At 64.9% G+C, this 15,263-nt stretch carries 19 protein-coding genes; 9 read left to right on the plus strand and 10 right to left on the minus strand.

Features of this window, described 5'->3' with window-relative positions:
* Positions 1-49: 49 nt before the first annotated feature.
* From ACSQ23_RS18155 to ACSQ23_RS18185, 7 genes are all read right to left on the minus strand, one after another.
* Positions 50-943, minus strand: a complete 894-nt coding sequence (locus tag ACSQ23_RS18155) for a YicC/YloC family endoribonuclease (protein ID WP_055879296.1) — start codon at positions 941-943, stop codon at positions 50-52.
* On the minus strand, positions 943-2,085 hold the full coding sequence (gene mltG, locus ACSQ23_RS18160) for an endolytic transglycosylase MltG (protein ID WP_055879299.1): 1,143 nt from the start codon (positions 2,083-2,085) through the stop codon (positions 943-945). Before mltG ends, ACSQ23_RS18155 begins: the two co-directional genes overlap by 1 nt.
* 89 nt (positions 2,086-2,174) lie before the next feature.
* Complete coding sequence (gene fabF, locus ACSQ23_RS18165; RefSeq protein ID WP_055879909.1) at positions 2,175-3,437, minus strand: beta-ketoacyl-ACP synthase II; 1,263 nt, start codon at positions 3,435-3,437, stop codon at positions 2,175-2,177.
* 33 nt (positions 3,438-3,470) lie between these two features.
* On the minus strand, positions 3,471-3,707 hold the full coding sequence (locus tag ACSQ23_RS18170; RefSeq protein ID WP_055048542.1) for an acyl carrier protein: 237 nt from the start codon (positions 3,705-3,707) through the stop codon (positions 3,471-3,473).
* Positions 3,708-3,995: 288 nt separating this feature from the next.
* Positions 3,996-4,736, minus strand: a complete 741-nt coding sequence (gene fabG / locus ACSQ23_RS18175; RefSeq protein ID WP_055879302.1) for a 3-oxoacyl-[acyl-carrier-protein] reductase — start codon at positions 4,734-4,736, stop codon at positions 3,996-3,998.
* Between the two features lie 26 nt (positions 4,737-4,762).
* Complete coding sequence (gene fabD, locus ACSQ23_RS18180; protein ID WP_082528110.1) at positions 4,763-5,713, minus strand: ACP S-malonyltransferase; 951 nt, start codon at positions 5,711-5,713, stop codon at positions 4,763-4,765.
* Positions 5,714-5,827: 114 nt separating this feature from the next.
* Positions 5,828-6,784: a threonine/serine dehydratase gene (locus tag ACSQ23_RS18185; RefSeq protein ID WP_436091439.1), complete on the minus strand. Its 957-nt coding sequence runs from the start codon at positions 6,782-6,784 to the stop codon at positions 5,828-5,830.
* Between the two features lie 81 nt (positions 6,785-6,865).
* Here ACSQ23_RS18185 and ACSQ23_RS18190 point away from each other — a divergent pair, with 81 nt between their 5' ends.
* Complete coding sequence (locus tag ACSQ23_RS18190) at positions 6,866-7,063, plus strand: hypothetical protein (protein WP_055998018.1); 198 nt, start codon at positions 6,866-6,868, stop codon at positions 7,061-7,063.
* Positions 7,064-7,068: 5 nt separating this feature from the next.
* On the opposite strand, the gene ACSQ23_RS18195 is transcribed toward ACSQ23_RS18190, so the two are convergent.
* Positions 7,069-7,257 (minus strand): hypothetical protein, encoded by a 189-nt coding sequence (locus ACSQ23_RS18195; protein WP_055879310.1) that lies wholly within the window; start codon positions 7,255-7,257, stop codon positions 7,069-7,071.
* Between the two features lie 296 nt (positions 7,258-7,553).
* Between ACSQ23_RS18195 and rpsF the strand changes: the two genes are divergently transcribed.
* From rpsF to ACSQ23_RS18215, 4 genes are all read left to right on the plus strand, one after another.
* Complete coding sequence (gene rpsF, locus ACSQ23_RS18200; protein WP_055879312.1) at positions 7,554-7,967, plus strand: 30S ribosomal protein S6; 414 nt, start codon at positions 7,554-7,556, stop codon at positions 7,965-7,967.
* A gap of 78 nt (positions 7,968-8,045) precedes the next feature.
* Positions 8,046-8,300 (plus strand): 30S ribosomal protein S18, encoded by a 255-nt coding sequence (rpsR, locus tag ACSQ23_RS18205; RefSeq protein ID WP_055048535.1) that lies wholly within the window; start codon positions 8,046-8,048, stop codon positions 8,298-8,300.
* Positions 8,301-8,384: 84 nt separating this feature from the next.
* On the plus strand, positions 8,385-8,963 hold the full coding sequence (gene rplI / locus ACSQ23_RS18210) for a 50S ribosomal protein L9 (protein WP_055879315.1): 579 nt from the start codon (positions 8,385-8,387) through the stop codon (positions 8,961-8,963).
* Positions 8,964-9,276: 313 nt separating this feature from the next.
* The gene (locus tag ACSQ23_RS18215) at positions 9,277-9,966 is read left to right on the plus strand and encodes an outer membrane protein (RefSeq protein ID WP_436091440.1); all 690 of its coding nucleotides are present in this window, start codon (positions 9,277-9,279) and stop codon (positions 9,964-9,966) included.
* 53 nt (positions 9,967-10,019) lie between these two features.
* Here ACSQ23_RS18215 and ACSQ23_RS18220 read toward each other — a convergent pair whose 3' ends face one another.
* Positions 10,020-10,496, minus strand: a complete 477-nt coding sequence (locus ACSQ23_RS18220; RefSeq protein ID WP_436091441.1) for an SRPBCC family protein — start codon at positions 10,494-10,496, stop codon at positions 10,020-10,022.
* A 121-nt stretch (positions 10,497-10,617) separates the two neighbouring features.
* On the opposite strand from ACSQ23_RS18220, the gene ACSQ23_RS18225 reads away from it, so the two are divergent.
* The gene (locus ACSQ23_RS18225) at positions 10,618-11,373 is read left to right on the plus strand and encodes a TetR/AcrR family transcriptional regulator C-terminal domain-containing protein (RefSeq protein ID WP_436091442.1); all 756 of its coding nucleotides are present in this window, start codon (positions 10,618-10,620) and stop codon (positions 11,371-11,373) included.
* Between the two features lie 8 nt (positions 11,374-11,381).
* Here the strand turns inward: ACSQ23_RS18225 and ACSQ23_RS18230 are convergent, their stop codons facing one another.
* Complete coding sequence (locus ACSQ23_RS18230; RefSeq protein WP_436091443.1) at positions 11,382-11,915, minus strand: cytochrome b; 534 nt, start codon at positions 11,913-11,915, stop codon at positions 11,382-11,384.
* Positions 11,916-11,988: 73 nt separating this feature from the next.
* On the opposite strand from ACSQ23_RS18230, the gene ACSQ23_RS18235 reads away from it, so the two are divergent.
* The 3 genes from ACSQ23_RS18235 to alr all read left to right on the plus strand — a co-directional run bounded on the left by ACSQ23_RS18235 (position 11,989) and on the right by alr (position 15,247).
* Entirely contained in the window at positions 11,989-12,426 is a 438-nt protein-coding gene (locus ACSQ23_RS18235) for a MarR family winged helix-turn-helix transcriptional regulator (protein ID WP_436091444.1), read from the plus strand.
* 191 nt (positions 12,427-12,617) lie between these two features.
* On the plus strand, positions 12,618-14,108 hold the full coding sequence (locus tag ACSQ23_RS18240; protein WP_055879330.1) for a replicative DNA helicase: 1,491 nt from the start codon (positions 12,618-12,620) through the stop codon (positions 14,106-14,108).
* Positions 14,109-14,110: 2 nt separating this feature from the next.
* Positions 14,111-15,247 carry an alanine racemase gene (gene alr / locus ACSQ23_RS18245; protein ID WP_055879333.1) on the plus strand — a complete coding sequence of 379 codons (1,137 nt, stop codon included), beginning with the start codon at positions 14,111-14,113 and terminating at the stop codon, positions 15,245-15,247.
* Positions 15,248-15,263 lie beyond the last annotated feature (16 nt).

Below are 15,263 nucleotides of genomic sequence, written 5' to 3' on the forward strand. Positions count from 1 at the left end.
TCCTTATGCCCTGCGCAGAACTCTCGGCCGCTTCGCGGCGCTCGCCGGGTTACTCGATATTCTGGACCTGTTCGCGGAGCTGATCGATCACCGCCTTCAGGTCGAGGCCGATGCCGGTCAGGGCCACGTCGTTGGATTTCGAGCAAAGCGTATTCGCTTCGCGGTTAAATTCCTGTGACAGGAAGTCGAGCTTGCGGCCCACCGGTCCGCCGCCCGAGATCAACTGGCGCGCCGCAGCGATGTGGGCGCCGAGCCGATCGAGCTCTTCACGGATATCCGCCTTGGTGGCGAGCAGCACGGCTTCCTGCGCCAGCCGCTCATCCGACAACGTCGGGCTCGCTTCGCTGAGCTCGGCCACCTGCTGGCGCAGCCGGGCGAGGATGGCGTCGCGGCTGCGGCCCGGGTGGATCTCGGCGGCCTTGGTGAGGGCGGCGATCTCGTCGATGCGCTCGGCGAGAATGGCCGCGATACGGGCCCCCTCCTCGCGTCGCGCCGCGACCAGGCCGGTGACGGCCTCCGCCACGGCGCCGAGAATGGCGGCGTTGAGCGCTTCCTCCTCGTCGGCCGACAGCGCCGTCTCGTGCTGCTCGAGCACGCCGCGCAGCGCCAGGATGCCGTCGAGGCGGGGCTTGTCGGCATCGACGCGGCCCTCCAGCCACTTGAAGCCCTCGAGCACGGCTTCCAGCGCCTGGTGATTGACGACGACGCGGCCGCCCTCCCCTTCGCGGTCGACATTCAGCGATATGGTCAGCGAGCCGCGGGTGATCGATTTGCCGATCAGCCGACGGATCTCACTCTCCAGCGCATCGAAGCCGGAGGCGAGGCGCATCCTGAGGTCGAGGCCGCGGCCATTGACCGACTTGATCTCGATGGTGAAACCGACGCCCGGCAGCGAACCGCCGGCGCGGGCGTAGCCGGTCATGCTGGCAAGCGATGCAGCCATCAGTTGGCGGGCTCGACGGTCTCGCCGGCGTCCTCGGCCTGCTCGGCTTCCAGCGCTTCCTTGGCGGCTTCCGAGTCCGCCTCGGCCGCCGCCTTACGGTAGAGCCTCACGTTCTTTCGGTGCTCGGCATAAGTCTCAGCGAAGAGGTGGCCGTCGGCCGGGTTGGCGCTCTTGGCGACGAAGTAGAGGTCCTTGATCGCCGCCGGGTGCGCGACGGCGCGCAGCGCGTCCTCGCCCGGATTGGCGATCGGGCCGGGGGGCAAGCCATCGATCTGGTAGGTGTTGTAGGCGGTTTTAGCCTTCAGCTCCGAAGAGGTCGGGCCGCGGCTCAGCACCGCCTTACCCTCGGTAACACCGTAGAGGACCGTGGGGTCGGTCTGCAGGCGCATCGACTTCTTCAGCCGGTTGATGAACACCGCGGCCACCTGCGGGCGCTCGGAGGCGACCCCGGTTTCCTTCTCGACGATCGAAGCCATGGTCACCAGTTCGGCCGGCGATTTGATCACCGAGTCGATGGCAGGGTCGCGGCCGGCCCAGATCTCGTCGACCGTCTTCTTCATCTCGGCCTGCATCTTTTCGAGCACCGAGATGCGGGAGTCGCCGGGGAAGAAATCATAGCGCACCGCCAGGAGCGTCCCTTCGGGGGGAACCGGGACCGGCTCGCCGGTGAGGTTCGGGCCTACGGCATTCAGCCGCTCGGCCACCTGAAACGAAGTATCGCCCGGGATGACGTTGACGAAGAAATCGAGCGGCTTGCCCTCGGTCAGCTCGGTGAGGATGTCGGCCATCGACGAATTCGGCTTCAGCGCGTAGACGCCGGCCTTGAGGTCACCCTCTTTCTTCAAGGCACGAGCGCCGCCCCAAAATAACCATTCGGACGGCAGCAACTGGCCCTGCGGGATCAGCCCCTGCTCTTCGAGCCGGCGAGCCGTGGTCATTACCGACGAGCCCTTCTCGACGGTGAAGTTGGCCTCGGTCTTGACCGCGCCTGGGGCATAGAACTGGCTGGCGCCGTAAAGGAAAATCCCGACGGCAACGAGGATGCCGAGCACAAGCAGAGTCAGCAGCGCGTTGATGACGCTGAGGAGGCCGCCGCTCCGCCGTTTCTTGCGGGCTCGCTTCTCGCTGCGCTCGTTAGCCATCGGTCGAACCTCCAGAAACGCGCACTAATCGCTTGAAAAATGACATCAATGCGAACCCGGCATCCGGCAGGATGCCAGGGTTCGGTCGCTTAGCTCGCCTTGCGGAAGATCAGCGAGGCATTGGTGCCGCCGAAGCCGAAGGAGTTCGAGAGGGCAATATTGACCTCTTTCTTCCTGGGCTTATGGGGCACCAGGTCGATCACCGAGGCGACCGACGGATTGTCGAGATTGATGGTCGGCGGCACGATCGAGTCGCGCATGGCGAGCAGGCAGAAGATCGCTTCGACCGAACCGGCGGCGCCGAGCAGGTGCCCGATGGCCGACTTGGTGGAACTCATCGCCGCCTTCGGAGCAGCGTCACCCAGCATGCGGGTGACCGAGCCGAGTTCGATCTCGTCACCGAGCGGCGTCGAGGTGCCGTGGGCGTTGATGTAGTCGATCTCGGAGGGATCGATGCCGGCCCGCTTGACCGCCATCTGCATGCAACGGAAACCGCCATCGCCGTCCTCGGAGGGAGCGGTGATGTGGTAGGCATCGCCAGAGAGGCCGTAGCCGATGACTTCGCCATAGATCTTGGCGCCGCGGGCCTTGGCGCGCTCGTATTCCTCGAGCACGACGATGCCGGCGCCTTCGCCCATGACGAAGCCGTCGCGGTCCTTGTCGTAGGGACGCGAAGCCATTTCCGGGCGATCGTTGAAACCGGTGGAGAGGGCGCGACAGGCGGCGAAGCCAGCGATCGAGATGCGGTTGACCGGCGATTCAGCGCCGCCGGCCACCATCACGTCGGCATCGCCCAGCATGATCAGCCGGGCGGCATCGCCGATGGCGTGCGCGCCGGTCGAACAGGCCGTCACCACCGAGTGGTTCGGGCCCTTCAGGCCGAAGCGGATCGAGACGTTGCCCGATGCCATGTTGATGATGCGGCCCGGGATGAAGAACGGGCTGACGCGGCGCGGCCCCTTTTCATGCAGGATGATCGAGGTCTCGTAGATGCCCCCGATGCCGCCGATGCCCGAGCCGATCAGCGTGCCGATGCGGTGCTTTTCTTCTTCGGTCTTGGGTTCCACCCCGGCATCTTCGATCGCCTGAGTGGCCGCCGCCATGGCGTAGATGATGAAGGGATCAACCTTACGTTGATCCTTCACGTCCATCCATTCGTCGGGATTGAACTTGCCGTCGGCGTAGTCGCCCAACGGGATCCGGTGAGCGATCTGGCAAGCAATATCGTCGACCTGGAAGTCGTCGATGCGCTTAGCACCGCTCTTGGATGCGAGGATGTTGGCCCAGGTTGGTTCGATCCCGCAGCCCAAAGGGCTGACGATCCCCATCCCGGTGACGACGACGCGGCGCAGTTCCATCGAAGAAGAGCCGTTAGCGGTCGGCGATCAGCCGACGGCCTTGGTCAGATAGGCGACGGCGTCACCGAAGGTCTGGATCGATTCCGCGGCATCGTCCGGGATTTCGACGTTGAACTCTTCTTCGAAAGCCATAACCAGCTCGACCTGATCGAGCGAGTCCGCGCCCAGATCGTCAATGAAGCTGGCCTTATCGACGACCTTCTCCGCATCGACGTTGAGGTGTTCGACCACGATCTTGCGGACGCGATCAGCGATATCGCTCATATTTGACTTCCCTTGTTACCAAACAGGTTGTTCGTTCGTACGCGGCCCCAGACACCGGAATTGCCCGGGCCCACCGACCTTTGCCGCCGTTCGCGGCAGACTGTAGGCGCGGCTTCGTACCCTCGCAAGTACGGGCCGAACCCGAAATCAGCGGCGGAGGTAACATACTTCCCCCGCCATTGCCATATTGCGCAGGCCCCGGTTTCCCCAGCCTTCGCGATGGCACGTTTTCCTTTGTCGCGCTCGCGAACCGCAAAAGTCTGCAACTTTTGCTGCTCACGCTCCGGCTTACAGCATCACCATGCCGCCGTTGACGTTCAGCGTATGGCCGGTGATGTAGCCGGCCTCGTTGCTGGCAAGGAACACCACCGCAGCAGCAACCTCATCGGCGGCGCCGAGCCGGCCAGCCGGCACCTTACCCAGAATGCTTTCACGCTGCTTATCGTTCAATTCGTCGGTCATGGCCGAGCCGATAAAGCCGGGCGCCACGGTGTTGACCGTGATGTTGCGCGAGGCGACCTCATAGGCCAGGGCCTTGCTCATGCCGATGAGACCGGCCTTCGACGCTGCGTAGTTGCCCTGCCCCGGGTTGCCAACGACGCCGACCACCGAGGTGATGCCGATGATGCGGCCGAAGCGCTGCTTCATCATTCCGCGCAGCACGGCGCGGGTGAGGTGGAACGCCGAGGTGAGGTTCACCGCCAGCACCTCGTCCCACTCCTCGTTCTTCATGCGCATGAATAGGTTGTCGCGGGTGACGCCGGCATTGTTGACGAGAATGTCGATGCCGCCCAGCGCCGCCTCGGCCGAGGGGATGAGCTTATCCACCGCGTCGAGGTCGGAGAGGTTGGTCGGCAGGATCGGGTGATCGCCGCCGCCGAGCAGGTCGCGGGTCTCTTCGAGGGCACCGACGCGGGTGCCGCTCAGCGCCACGCGCGCGCCGGACGCGGCGAGGGCCTTGGCGATTTCGCGCCCGATGCCGCCGGAAGCACCGGTGACGAGGGCGCGTTTGCCCGTGAGATCAAACATTTACGGACTCCTCAGGAGAAACTGATTCAAGCGCCGAGTTCGGCGAGGAACGCATCGACATCGGCCGGTGCGCCGATCGATACGGCCGCCGTTTCCGGCGCGATGCGCTTGGCGAGGCCCGAGAGCACCTTGCCTGAGCCGAGCTCGACCAGCTGCGTCACGCCCCCGTCTTTCACCAGCCAGCCAACGCACTCGGTCCAGCGGACCATGCCGGTGACCTGCTCGACGAGACGCTTCTTGATCTCTTCGGGATCGGTGATGGGCTTGGCCAGGACGTTGGCGACCACCGGCACGATGGGGGACTTCACCGTCACCTGGTTGAGCGCATGCTCCATCGCGTCGGCGGCGGGGCGCATCAGCGCGCAATGGAACGGGGCGCTGACCGGCAGCGGCAGGGCGCGTTTGGCGCCGGCCGCCTTCAACAGCTCGATCGCGCGGTTGACCGCGCCGACATGGCCGGAGATCACCACCTGGCCGGGGGCATTGTCATTGGCGACGCCGCAGATCTCACCGTCCTCGGCATCATTGGCGGCGCGCAGCACGGTTTCGAGGTCGAGCCCGAGGATCGCCGCCATGGCGCCCTGCCCGACCGGCACGGCCTGCTGCATGGCCTGGCCGCGGATCTTCAGCAGCCGCGCCGCGTCGGCAAGGCTGAAGGCGCCGGCCGCAGCCAGCGCCGAGTATTCGCCGAGCGAGTGGCCAGCCACGTAAGCGGCATTATCCTTCAGCGAGAAGCCGCGGCTTTCGAGTACGCGCGTCACCGCGACGGAGACGGCCATCAGCGCCGGCTGGGCGTTCTCGGTGAGGCGCAGCGTCTCGTCCGGCCCTTCGAACATGATGGCGGAGAGTTTCTGGCCGAGCGCGTCGTCGACTTCGGCGAAGACGTTGCGGGCTTCCTGGTAAGCGTCGGCGAGATCCTTGCCCATGCCGACAGCCTGGCTGCCCTGCCCCGGGAAGGTGAATGCGCGCTTGGTCAAGGTGGTGGCCTCCGCCGTTGTTCTTCGTCGTTGAGGCCGAGCCTAAGCCCCGCCCGGACAGGCGTCCAGTTGGCGGCGGCGTTTGCAGGAGGGGGATGGCAAAGTCAAGGCGGGCTAGTCGAACTTCACCGCCGTCGTATTGGCACCGCAGAGCAACACCCCGACCTTTTCGCCGGGCGCCGGGACATAGCGGCCCGACAGCACGGCGGCCAAGGCGGCCGCCCCGCCGGGTTCCACGGCGACGCGCAGCACATCCCAGATCGCCTTCTGCGCCGCGACGATCGCCTCGTCTGTGACCAGCGCCGAGCGGTCGATGAAGCCGGACAGCGCAAAGCTCAGGCTGCCGATGCGGCGGGCGCCGAGGCTGTCAGCGGCGACGCCGCTGACCGGAACATCGACCGGCCGCCCCGCCTCGATGGCGTTGTGCATGGTCGGCGCATTCTCCGGCTCGACGCCGATCAGCCGGACCCGGCCAGCAGCCGCCGCGGCGATGCCGCCGATCAGCCCGCCACCACCCACTGCCACCAGCAGCGTATCGAGACCTGGCGCCTGCTCCAGCCATTCGAGCCCGACCGTCCCCTGCCCGCACAGCGTCTCGAACATGTCATAGGCGTGCACCTCGAGCAGGTCGTTCTCAGCGGCGAAGGTGTGGCTGGCATTGTAGGCATCGATGTAGGTGTCGCCGCCGATGACGATCTCGGCGCCATATTGCAGGATGCGGTTGATCTTGGCCTGCGAGGAGATGCGCGGCACGTAGATATGCGCCTTGATACCGAGCTTATGCGCCGCGTAGGCGACGGCGGCGCCATGGTTGCCGCCCGATGCCGCCACCACGCCGCGTGCGGCGCCCGGCCGAATCAAGAGGTTGGCGAAGGCGCCGCGGGCCTTGAAGGTGCCGGAGTGCTGCATGAATTCGAGCTTGAAGGAGAACGGCGCACCATCGAGCCCGAAATCGGCCGCCGCCACCTCGCCCACCGGGGTGCGCCGGATGTGCGGGCGGATCACCGCTTCGGCGGCGCGGATCGCGTTGCGATCAGGCGGAGCAGACGCGACAGCTTCGGTGGTGGTCATGGCGGTCTCGACAAGGTTAACATAGTGGAGCCGCCCGGCCTGCCTAAAGCAAGTGTCGGGACGATGAAAGAGGCCGCGACGATGGGCAAGATCAACTCCGAGTGGCACCGCGAACACCGGATGCCGGCCAATGCGACCAAAAAGCAGCGCGCCGCCTGGCATTACGAGCACGCCCAGCACTGCGGCTGCCGGGCGCTGACGCCGACCATCACCTCGCTGCTGGTATCAGAGGGATATGAGATCCCGAAGCGCGCCGGCGAGATCTCCGCATCGGGCTGACCGGATCAGTCGAGCGGTGGCGTTTCGCGCTCCGAAGGCGTCGGCCCCGGGTTCAGCAGCGGATCGCGCCATACCGGCAGGCCGGGCAGTTGTCCTTCCGGCAGTTCCCTCTCGGTCTGCTCGGCATCGGGAATGTCCAAGGGGATGTCGTCGGGCTGGGTGGCAGGCGGCACTGGCGTTTTGCGATTGGTCATGACCTTCTCCTTATGTAAAGGGAAAGGGTCGGCTGGCCGATATCGTTCCGCCTGTGGCAGACGCCTTCGGGACGTCACCGCCCCGCGCCGCTTGCCATTGCCGGCGTTTTCCCCTATAGCCCGCCTCGCATTCGTTCGGCCGGGGGCTGAACGGAGGGTTCGTGCATTTGTACGATAGGGTTCGCCCGTCCTCCCGTGTTCCCGCTCTTTAGAAGACTGCTTTGATCGCCTTTCCGGCTTCAAAGGGGCTCCGCGCCGAGTGGAAGTGTTGTGAACCAACTTGAAGGAAGGCGCTTATGGCCCTTTACGAACACATTTTCCTGGCCCGCCAGGACGTTTCCCCCACGCAGGTGGAAGAGCTGACCGCAGCCCTGACCGAAGTGCTCAGCAATGGCGGCGGCAAGGTCACCAAGAACGAGTACTGGGGCCTGAAGTCGCTCTCGTACCGCATCAAAAAGAACCGCAAGGCGCACTACACCCTGCTCAACATCGACGCTCCGCACGCCGCGGTGGCCGAGATGGAGCGCCAGATGGGCATCAATGAAGACATCCTGCGCTTCATGACCATCCGGGTAGACGAGCTCGAGGAAGGCCCGTCGGCCATGATGCAGAAGCGCGATCGCGATGACGACCGCGGTGACCGTCCGGGTGGCCCGCGTGGCGACCGTGGTGGTTTCGACCGCGGCGACCGTCGCCCGCGCCGCTTCTAAGAACGCTTCGGGAGTATTCCAGGAAAAGTTGCAAACTTTTCCGGTTCGGAATGCGACCCACCCAGAAGGATAAGCCAAATGGCCATCAAAGACCTGACCACGACCACGGCCCGCCGTCCGTTCCAGCGCCGCCGCAAGACCTGCCCGTTCTCGGGCCCGAACGCGCCGAAGATCGACTACAAGGACGTTCGCCTGCTGCAGCGCTACGTGTCGGAGCGCGGCAAGATCGTCCCCTCCCGCATCACTGCGGTCTCCGCCCTGAAGCAGCGCGAACTGGCCAAGGCCATCAAGCGCGCCCGCTTCATCGGCATCATGCCCTACGCCGTTCAGTAAGAACCGGTTTCAGGGACTCGCTGGGGCTGCCGATCGTCGGCGGCTCCTAACTGCCTTCGAGGCAGGACAGCAAAGGAAAGCACCATGAAAGTCATTCTCCTCGAGCGTATCGGCAAGCACGGCCACATCGGCGACGAAGTGTCGGTGAAGGACGGTTTCGCCCGTAACTTCCTGCTCCCGCAGCAGAAGGCGCTGCGCGCCACCGAGGCCAACCGCAAGAAGTTCGAGCGCGATCGCGCCGACATCGAGCAGCGCAACCAGGAGCGCCGCGAGGCCGCTGCCGGTATCGCCTCGGGCCTCAACGGCAAGTCGGTGGTCATCATCCGCCAGGCCGGCGAAACCGGCCAGCTTTACGGCTCGGTGTCGTCGCGTGACGTGGCCGACGCGCTGATCTCGGACGGCTTCACCGTTTCGCGTTCGCAGGTCGACCTCGCCAACCCGATCAAGACCGTCGGCGTCCACCCGGTGCCGCTGCACCTGCACGCCGAAGTTGCCGTGTCGATCACCGTCAACGTGGCGCGCTCGGAAGACGAGGCTGCCCGTCAGGCCGCCGGTGAAGATCTCACCGCGATCAACTACGACGACGAAGCGGCTGAACAGTTCGCTGCTGGCCAGGCCGAAGTCGGCTCCGCCGCTACCGAGGCCTTCGGCGACGAAGAGTAAGAACGTATCGCATCGATACGAGAAAGGGGCCGGGAGCAATCCCGGCCCTTTTGTTTGCGCGCCCGGCCTGGCGGCGACCTTCCGCTAGAGCTTGGCGGCACGGCCCGAGTCCAGCTTTTGGACAGGTCAGATTTCTTCCGATCCGGAATGTATCAGCAACGGCCGCAGCCTGGTTGCTTGCCTCACTTTCTGCCTGGTGTTGCCATTATGTGCCACGACCGAAATTGATGCCCTGAAAGGGGCTTTCCCTACTTCCACGAATACAATTCATCTGCAAATCATGGTGCCAACTTAATTGCGGGAGGCTCCCATTATGAACATGTTCAAACTGCTCAGCGGCGCTGCTGCTGTGGCGCTGATTGTCGGCACCCCTGCCCTGGCAGCGGATCTGGTCGTCGACGTACCGGTCGACGAGCCCATTTCAGTTGCCGACACCGGCTGGTACTTCAGCGTGTTCGCTGGCGGTGTGTGGGCCAACAATGTCGAGGGCGACGATGGCTCGGCCCCCGGCCAGTTTTACAATTTCGACACCGATATCGGCTGGCTCGTCGGCGTCGCCGCGGGCGCGCGTTTCACTGACAACCTGCGCGGTGAAGTCGAACTCTCCACCGGTGCAATCGGCCTCAACGACGTGACTGTCGACGACATTGCCACCTTCGCCGCTGAGGGCTCCGCCAGCACCACCTACCTGCTCGGTAACCTCTGGTTCGACATCGACACTGGCTCGGGCTTCACGCCGTATATCGGCGCAGGTCTCGGTGCTGGTTTCGTCAGTGCTGAAGCTACTTCCGTCCCGCTTGCATACAGCATCGACATGTCCGGCTGGGGCTGGGCATACCAGGTTGGCGCCGGCGTGAAGGTCGACGTCTCCGACAACATCGCGCTCGACCTTGGCTATCGTTACAAGGCCATCGTTGATGCAGACCTCGAAGGCGGCGGCGACGATGCCATCGTCAACATCGGTTCGCACGTGTTGCAGGCTGGCCTGACCTTCAGCTTCTAAGCCGATACAATCGCAGTGAATACAAGGCCGGGAGCGATCCCGGCCTTTGCTTTTCAGCGCGCCTCGGCAAGCGCTTTGACGCCTTCAAGCCAGGAAACAATCTGAGACTGCAGCTGCGCGCTGCTGATTGCCGGCCCGGCAAGCGGCCCGCTCATCGATTCCGCCGCGTTCAGCCGGGTGCCCGAACCAACCGCTTCGAAGTGGTAGATATGTACGGCCTCGAGGCCCGCCGCCAGCGTGCACCAGGTCAGCGTGCGCCCTGGTTCAGTGAGCGCAAAGCGGGAGCGAACCGGGATCGGGCCGGCGGACCAGGTGAAGGCGCCGCCGTCCAGGACGACCACGTCCTGAACATCGGCACGGATGTCGGGCCAGTTGGTAACGTCGTGCAACAAGCGCCACACCACTTCGGGAGCACGGGCTATCTCAATGTTCCCCGACGCGGCAACCGGAGCCGAGGGATCAAGTCTCCCCTCCGCGGCGAACCGCCACGCCAGCGAGTCCTCGATGCGAAGCGCATTATCCGTGGTCATGATCACTCCTTTTCGATACAATGTACCGATACACTGTATCGCCTGCAGAACTGATCGTCAAACCTATGGTCGAGCCAAGTGACGGTGCTAAGGAGTGAGGGCCATCAGCCCGGAGACAATTTTGGCCGGCAACCACATCGATAGCTCCCCTGCCGATACGATTGCGCTGCTGTGGAGCGACCACTCTCGCCCAGTCGGGCGCAGCGGCCACACCATCAACGACTTCGTTTCGACGGCGACCGAGCTGGTGCGGGCCGAGGGGCTCGAAGCGCTGTCGATGCGCAGCATTGCTGCTCGGCTCGGTGTGCGGACCATGGCGACCTATAGCTTTGCGCCAAGCAAGGCGGCGTTGCTGGCTCTGATGGTCGACCAGAGCTATCGCGGCCTCTATCCGTCCGATGCACTGCCGCATGGCAGCGACTGGCGCCGGGGGCTGACCGAGATCGCTGAGGCGAACCGTGGGCTGTTTCTCGCCAATGCGTGGCTGCAGGCAGCGCGCCCGGCGCGCTCGCCGATGGGACCGCACGAGATCGAGAAGAACGAGGTCGAACTGGCAGTGCTCGAGGGCATCGGCCTCACGGATTTCGAGATGGAGCAGGCGCTGGCCGCCGTGCTCAACCACGCGGCCCACACCGCCGCGCTGCAGTCCGGGCTGCTGACGGAACGGGAGAAGACGGGGCTGGGCGATCCGGAATGGTGGCGCGAGGCCATGCCGCAGCTTGAGCGGTTAGTCGATCCGCGCCGCTTTCCCCTCACGGCACGGGTGGGTCAGGCTGCCACGGCGGCACGGCAGGGCGAGTTCTGGGGTGAGAAGGCCTTCCGCTTCGGCCTCGAGCGGCTGCTCGACGGGATCGAGGCGCTGATCGCCGGGCGCTAGAAAGTGCGCTAGGCGACCCCTACGCCCATTCGGGCCAGCAGGCGGTCGCGACGGATGAACTGGTGGTAGAGAGCGGCGCCGATATGGAGAGCAAGCAGCCCCAGCATCAGGCGCGAGGCGATGCCGTGGACGGCACGCGGCAGAACGGTCTCCAGGTTGGGGAGCGTGGCGGAGCCGATGATGGCGGGAAGCGCACCCGACAGGATGATCGTGGCAATGCCGCTCGAGGCGGTGACGAGAACCACCGCATAGAGGGCGATGTGCACCGCTTTGGCCACGAGCTTCTGCCAGCCGGGCTGATCGGCGGGCGGAGCCGGGCGCCGATCGATGGCGAGCCACCAGACGATACGCAGCAGCGTCAGCAGCAACACCCCTGCCCCGAACGGAATGTGGGCGCGCAACAATACGAGCTTGGCGGCCGGGTCGGCCTGCGCGGCGGCGAGCAAGCCCGTGGCGAACAGCGCAACGATCATCAGCGCGGTAAGCCAGTGGATAGCGATGGCGACGCTGCCGTAGCGCGTCGAACTGCTTGTTGCGGACATCGAAGGCTCCTTGCGTTTCGTGGCCAACGGCGGTTACATAGCACACTATGGATTTAAATAGCAAGCTATGTAAATGAGCTATGTGCGCGAGACCTCAGCCGGCTACCTCACCAACTGGGCGGCGCGGCTATTCGCCCGCGCCATCGAGCGGCGACTGGCGGGCGGCAGTTCGGGGCCGATGCCGGTATTCTTCGCGCTGCAGGACGGTGGGGCGATGACGCAGAAAGAGCTGGCCCTGCTTGCCGCGGTGGAACAGCCGACCATGGCGAACACGCTCAATCGCATGGAGCGCGACGGGCTGGTGGCGAGGACGCCCGACCCCAACGACCGACGCAGCGCCCGGGTGTCGCTGACGCCGCTCGGGCGCGAGCGCGCCAAGGCCGCTTTCGTGTCCGCCATCGAGGTCAACGGCCTCGCCACCGATGCATTAGAGCCCGAGGAGCGCGAGGTGTTTTACGGCATGATGCGCCGGATCATCGCAGCGCTGGAGCGCGATTCCGGCACTGAATGAGGGGTACGAATCGGCGATCGGCTTGATGGCACGAATGCAAACGCGCCGCCTTGGTTTCCCCCGCTTTCAACACTAACCACAGGCGTCGCGCCGAGGACCCGATTCGGTCACCCCGGCGTCACATTTTTGACCGTCGCCGGGACAGCCGCTGGTAAAGCAAACCTTAACGAGCGGGGGAGTATCGAGTCGCTATGGCCGACAACAACGTGCATCGCCTGCGTCCGGAAGACGAAAAAGGCTTCCGCCTCGCGCCCCACAATGTGGAGGCGGAGCAGGCTTTGCTGGGAGCGATCCTCGTCAACAACGAGGCGTTCTACCGGGTCAGCGACTTCCTCATACCCGAGCACTTCTACGAGCCGATCCATCGCACCATCTACGAGGTGCTGGCCAAGATCATCCGCGCCGGCAAGACGGCGACGCCGATCACCGCCAAGACCTACCTCGCCGACGCCCTGACCGCTGAAATGACCATGCCGCAATACCTGGCGCGGCTGGCGGCGGAAGCAACGACCGTGCTCAACGCGGCCGATTACGGCCAATCGATCTACGATCTGGCGATCCGCCGCAACCTGATCCAGATCGGCGAGGAGATGGTGCAGATCGCCTATGACTCCGATGTCGAGGCGACGGCCAACAAGCAGATCGAGGAGGCCGAGAAGGCGCTGTTCGATCTGGCGGAAAAGGGCCGTTACGACGGCGGCTTCCAGAGCTTTTCGGCAGCGCTGACCGAAGCCATCAAGATGGCCGGCGAAGCCTATGGCCGCGACGGCACGCTCAGCGGCACCTCGACCGGGCTCACCGATCTCGACCGGCTGATGGGCGGGCTGCAGCGCTCCGACCTGATCATCCTCGCGGCGCGTCCTGCCATGGGCAAGACGTCGCTCGCCACCAATATCGCCTTCCATGTGGCCAAGAGCTTTCGCGGCGAAGTGCAGGCGGATGGGCACAGCAAGACCATCGATGGCGGGCATGTCGGCTTCTTCAGCCTCGAAATGAGCGCCGAGCAGCTGGCGACGCGTATTCTCGCCGAGCAGGCCGAGATCTCTTCGTCCGACATCCGGCGCGGCAACATTCACGAGAGCCAGTTTTCGAAGCTCGTCGACACCTCGAACCTGATGGCGCAGGTGCCGCTCTATATCGACGATACCGGCGGCATCTCGGTGGCGCAGCTGGCCGCCCGCGCCCGGCGCCTGAAGCGGCAGAAAGGCCTCGACCTGTTGATCGTCGACTACCTGCAGCTGCTCAGCGGCTCGTCCAAGAAGTCGAGCGAGAACCGCGTGCAGGAACTGACCGAAATCACCACCACGCTCAAAGCGCTGGCCAAGGAGCTGGAAGTGCCGATCATCGCGCTCAGCCAGCTCAGCCGACAGGTGGAAAACCGCGACGACAAGCATCCGCAGCTTTCGGATCTGCGCGAATCCGGCTCTATCGAGCAGGACGCCGACGTGGTGCTGTTCGTGTATCGCGAGGAGTACTACCTCAAGAACAAGGAGCCCAAGGAGGGCACGCCGGAACACATGGCGTGGCAGGGCGAGATGGAACAGGTGCACGGCAAGGCCGAAGTGATCATCGGCAAGCAGCGTCACGGCCCGACGGGTACCGTGCAGGTGAGCTTTGAAGCGCAGTTCACGCGCTTCGGCAATCTGGCGCGCTCCGAATACCTTCCCGAAAGGATGGAATAGTGATGGCGGCACCGGCCATTGCGACCGGTTACGGCGGGCGGCTGACGGTCGACCTGGGCGCGCTGAAGCGCAACTGGCAAGCTCTCGACAAGGTGAGCCGCGGCGCGCTGACCGGCGCGGTGGTGAAGGCCGATGCCTATGGCACAGGCATCGCCCAGGCCTCGCGCGCCTTCTACGAGGCGGGCGCCCGCTTCTTCTTTGCGGCAACGCCCGACGAAGGCATCGCGGTGCGCGCGGCGCTGCCCGAGGACAGCCACATCTTCATCCTCTCCGGGCTCTATCCGGGGTCGGCGCCGCTCTATGTCGGCGAACGGCTGATGCCGTGTCTGGCCTCGATCCCGATGCTGGAGGAATGGCTCTCGGCCTGCGCCGCTTCCAATCAGGCGCTGCCGGCGGCGCTGCATTTCGATACCGGCATCAACCGGCTCGGCTTCCGGCTCAACGAGACCTCGATCGTCAAGCGGCTGATCGACTCGATCGGCTATGCGCCGCAGATGATCATGAGCCATCTCGCCTGCGCCGATATGCCGGCGCACGAGAAGAACCGCACACAGCTGGCGCTGTTCACCTCGGTGATGGCGCAGTTCCCTGGCATTCCGGCGTCGCTCTCGAACTCGGCCGGGTTGATGAGCAACCGGGACAACCATTTCCAGATGGTGCGCCCGGGCATCGCGCTCTATGGCGGGCGGGCGGTCGCCGGGCGGCGCAACCCGATGGCGCCGGTGGTGACGCTCGAGGCGCCGGTGCTGATGACCAAGGACGTCAAGACCGGCGAGACGGTCGGCTATGGCGCGCTGCAGACCATGTCGCGCGACAGCCGCCTCGCCATCGTTGCCATCGGCTATGCCGACGGTTTCTTCCGCTCGCTGAGCTCGTCGAACAACCACCGCGGCACGCATGTGGTGATCAATGGCCAGCCCTGCCCGGTGGTCGGGCGCGTGTCGATGGATATGATCGGGGTAGATGTCACCGACCTGCCGCGGCCACCGGCGCCGGGCGAGATGGCCGAGATCATCGGCAGGCAGATCACCGTCGACGACCATGCCGACATCGCCAACACCATCGGCTACGAAGTGCTGACCAGCCTTAAGGGTCGTTACTCGCGCAACTACATGGAAAGCGCCGCGCCGACCGTATGAGCCAGGGCGGGGTACC

The sequence above is a fragment of the Devosia sp. LjRoot16 genome (genome assembly GCF_964252795.1).
Classification (GTDB): domain Bacteria; phylum Pseudomonadota; class Alphaproteobacteria; order Rhizobiales; family Devosiaceae; genus Devosia_A.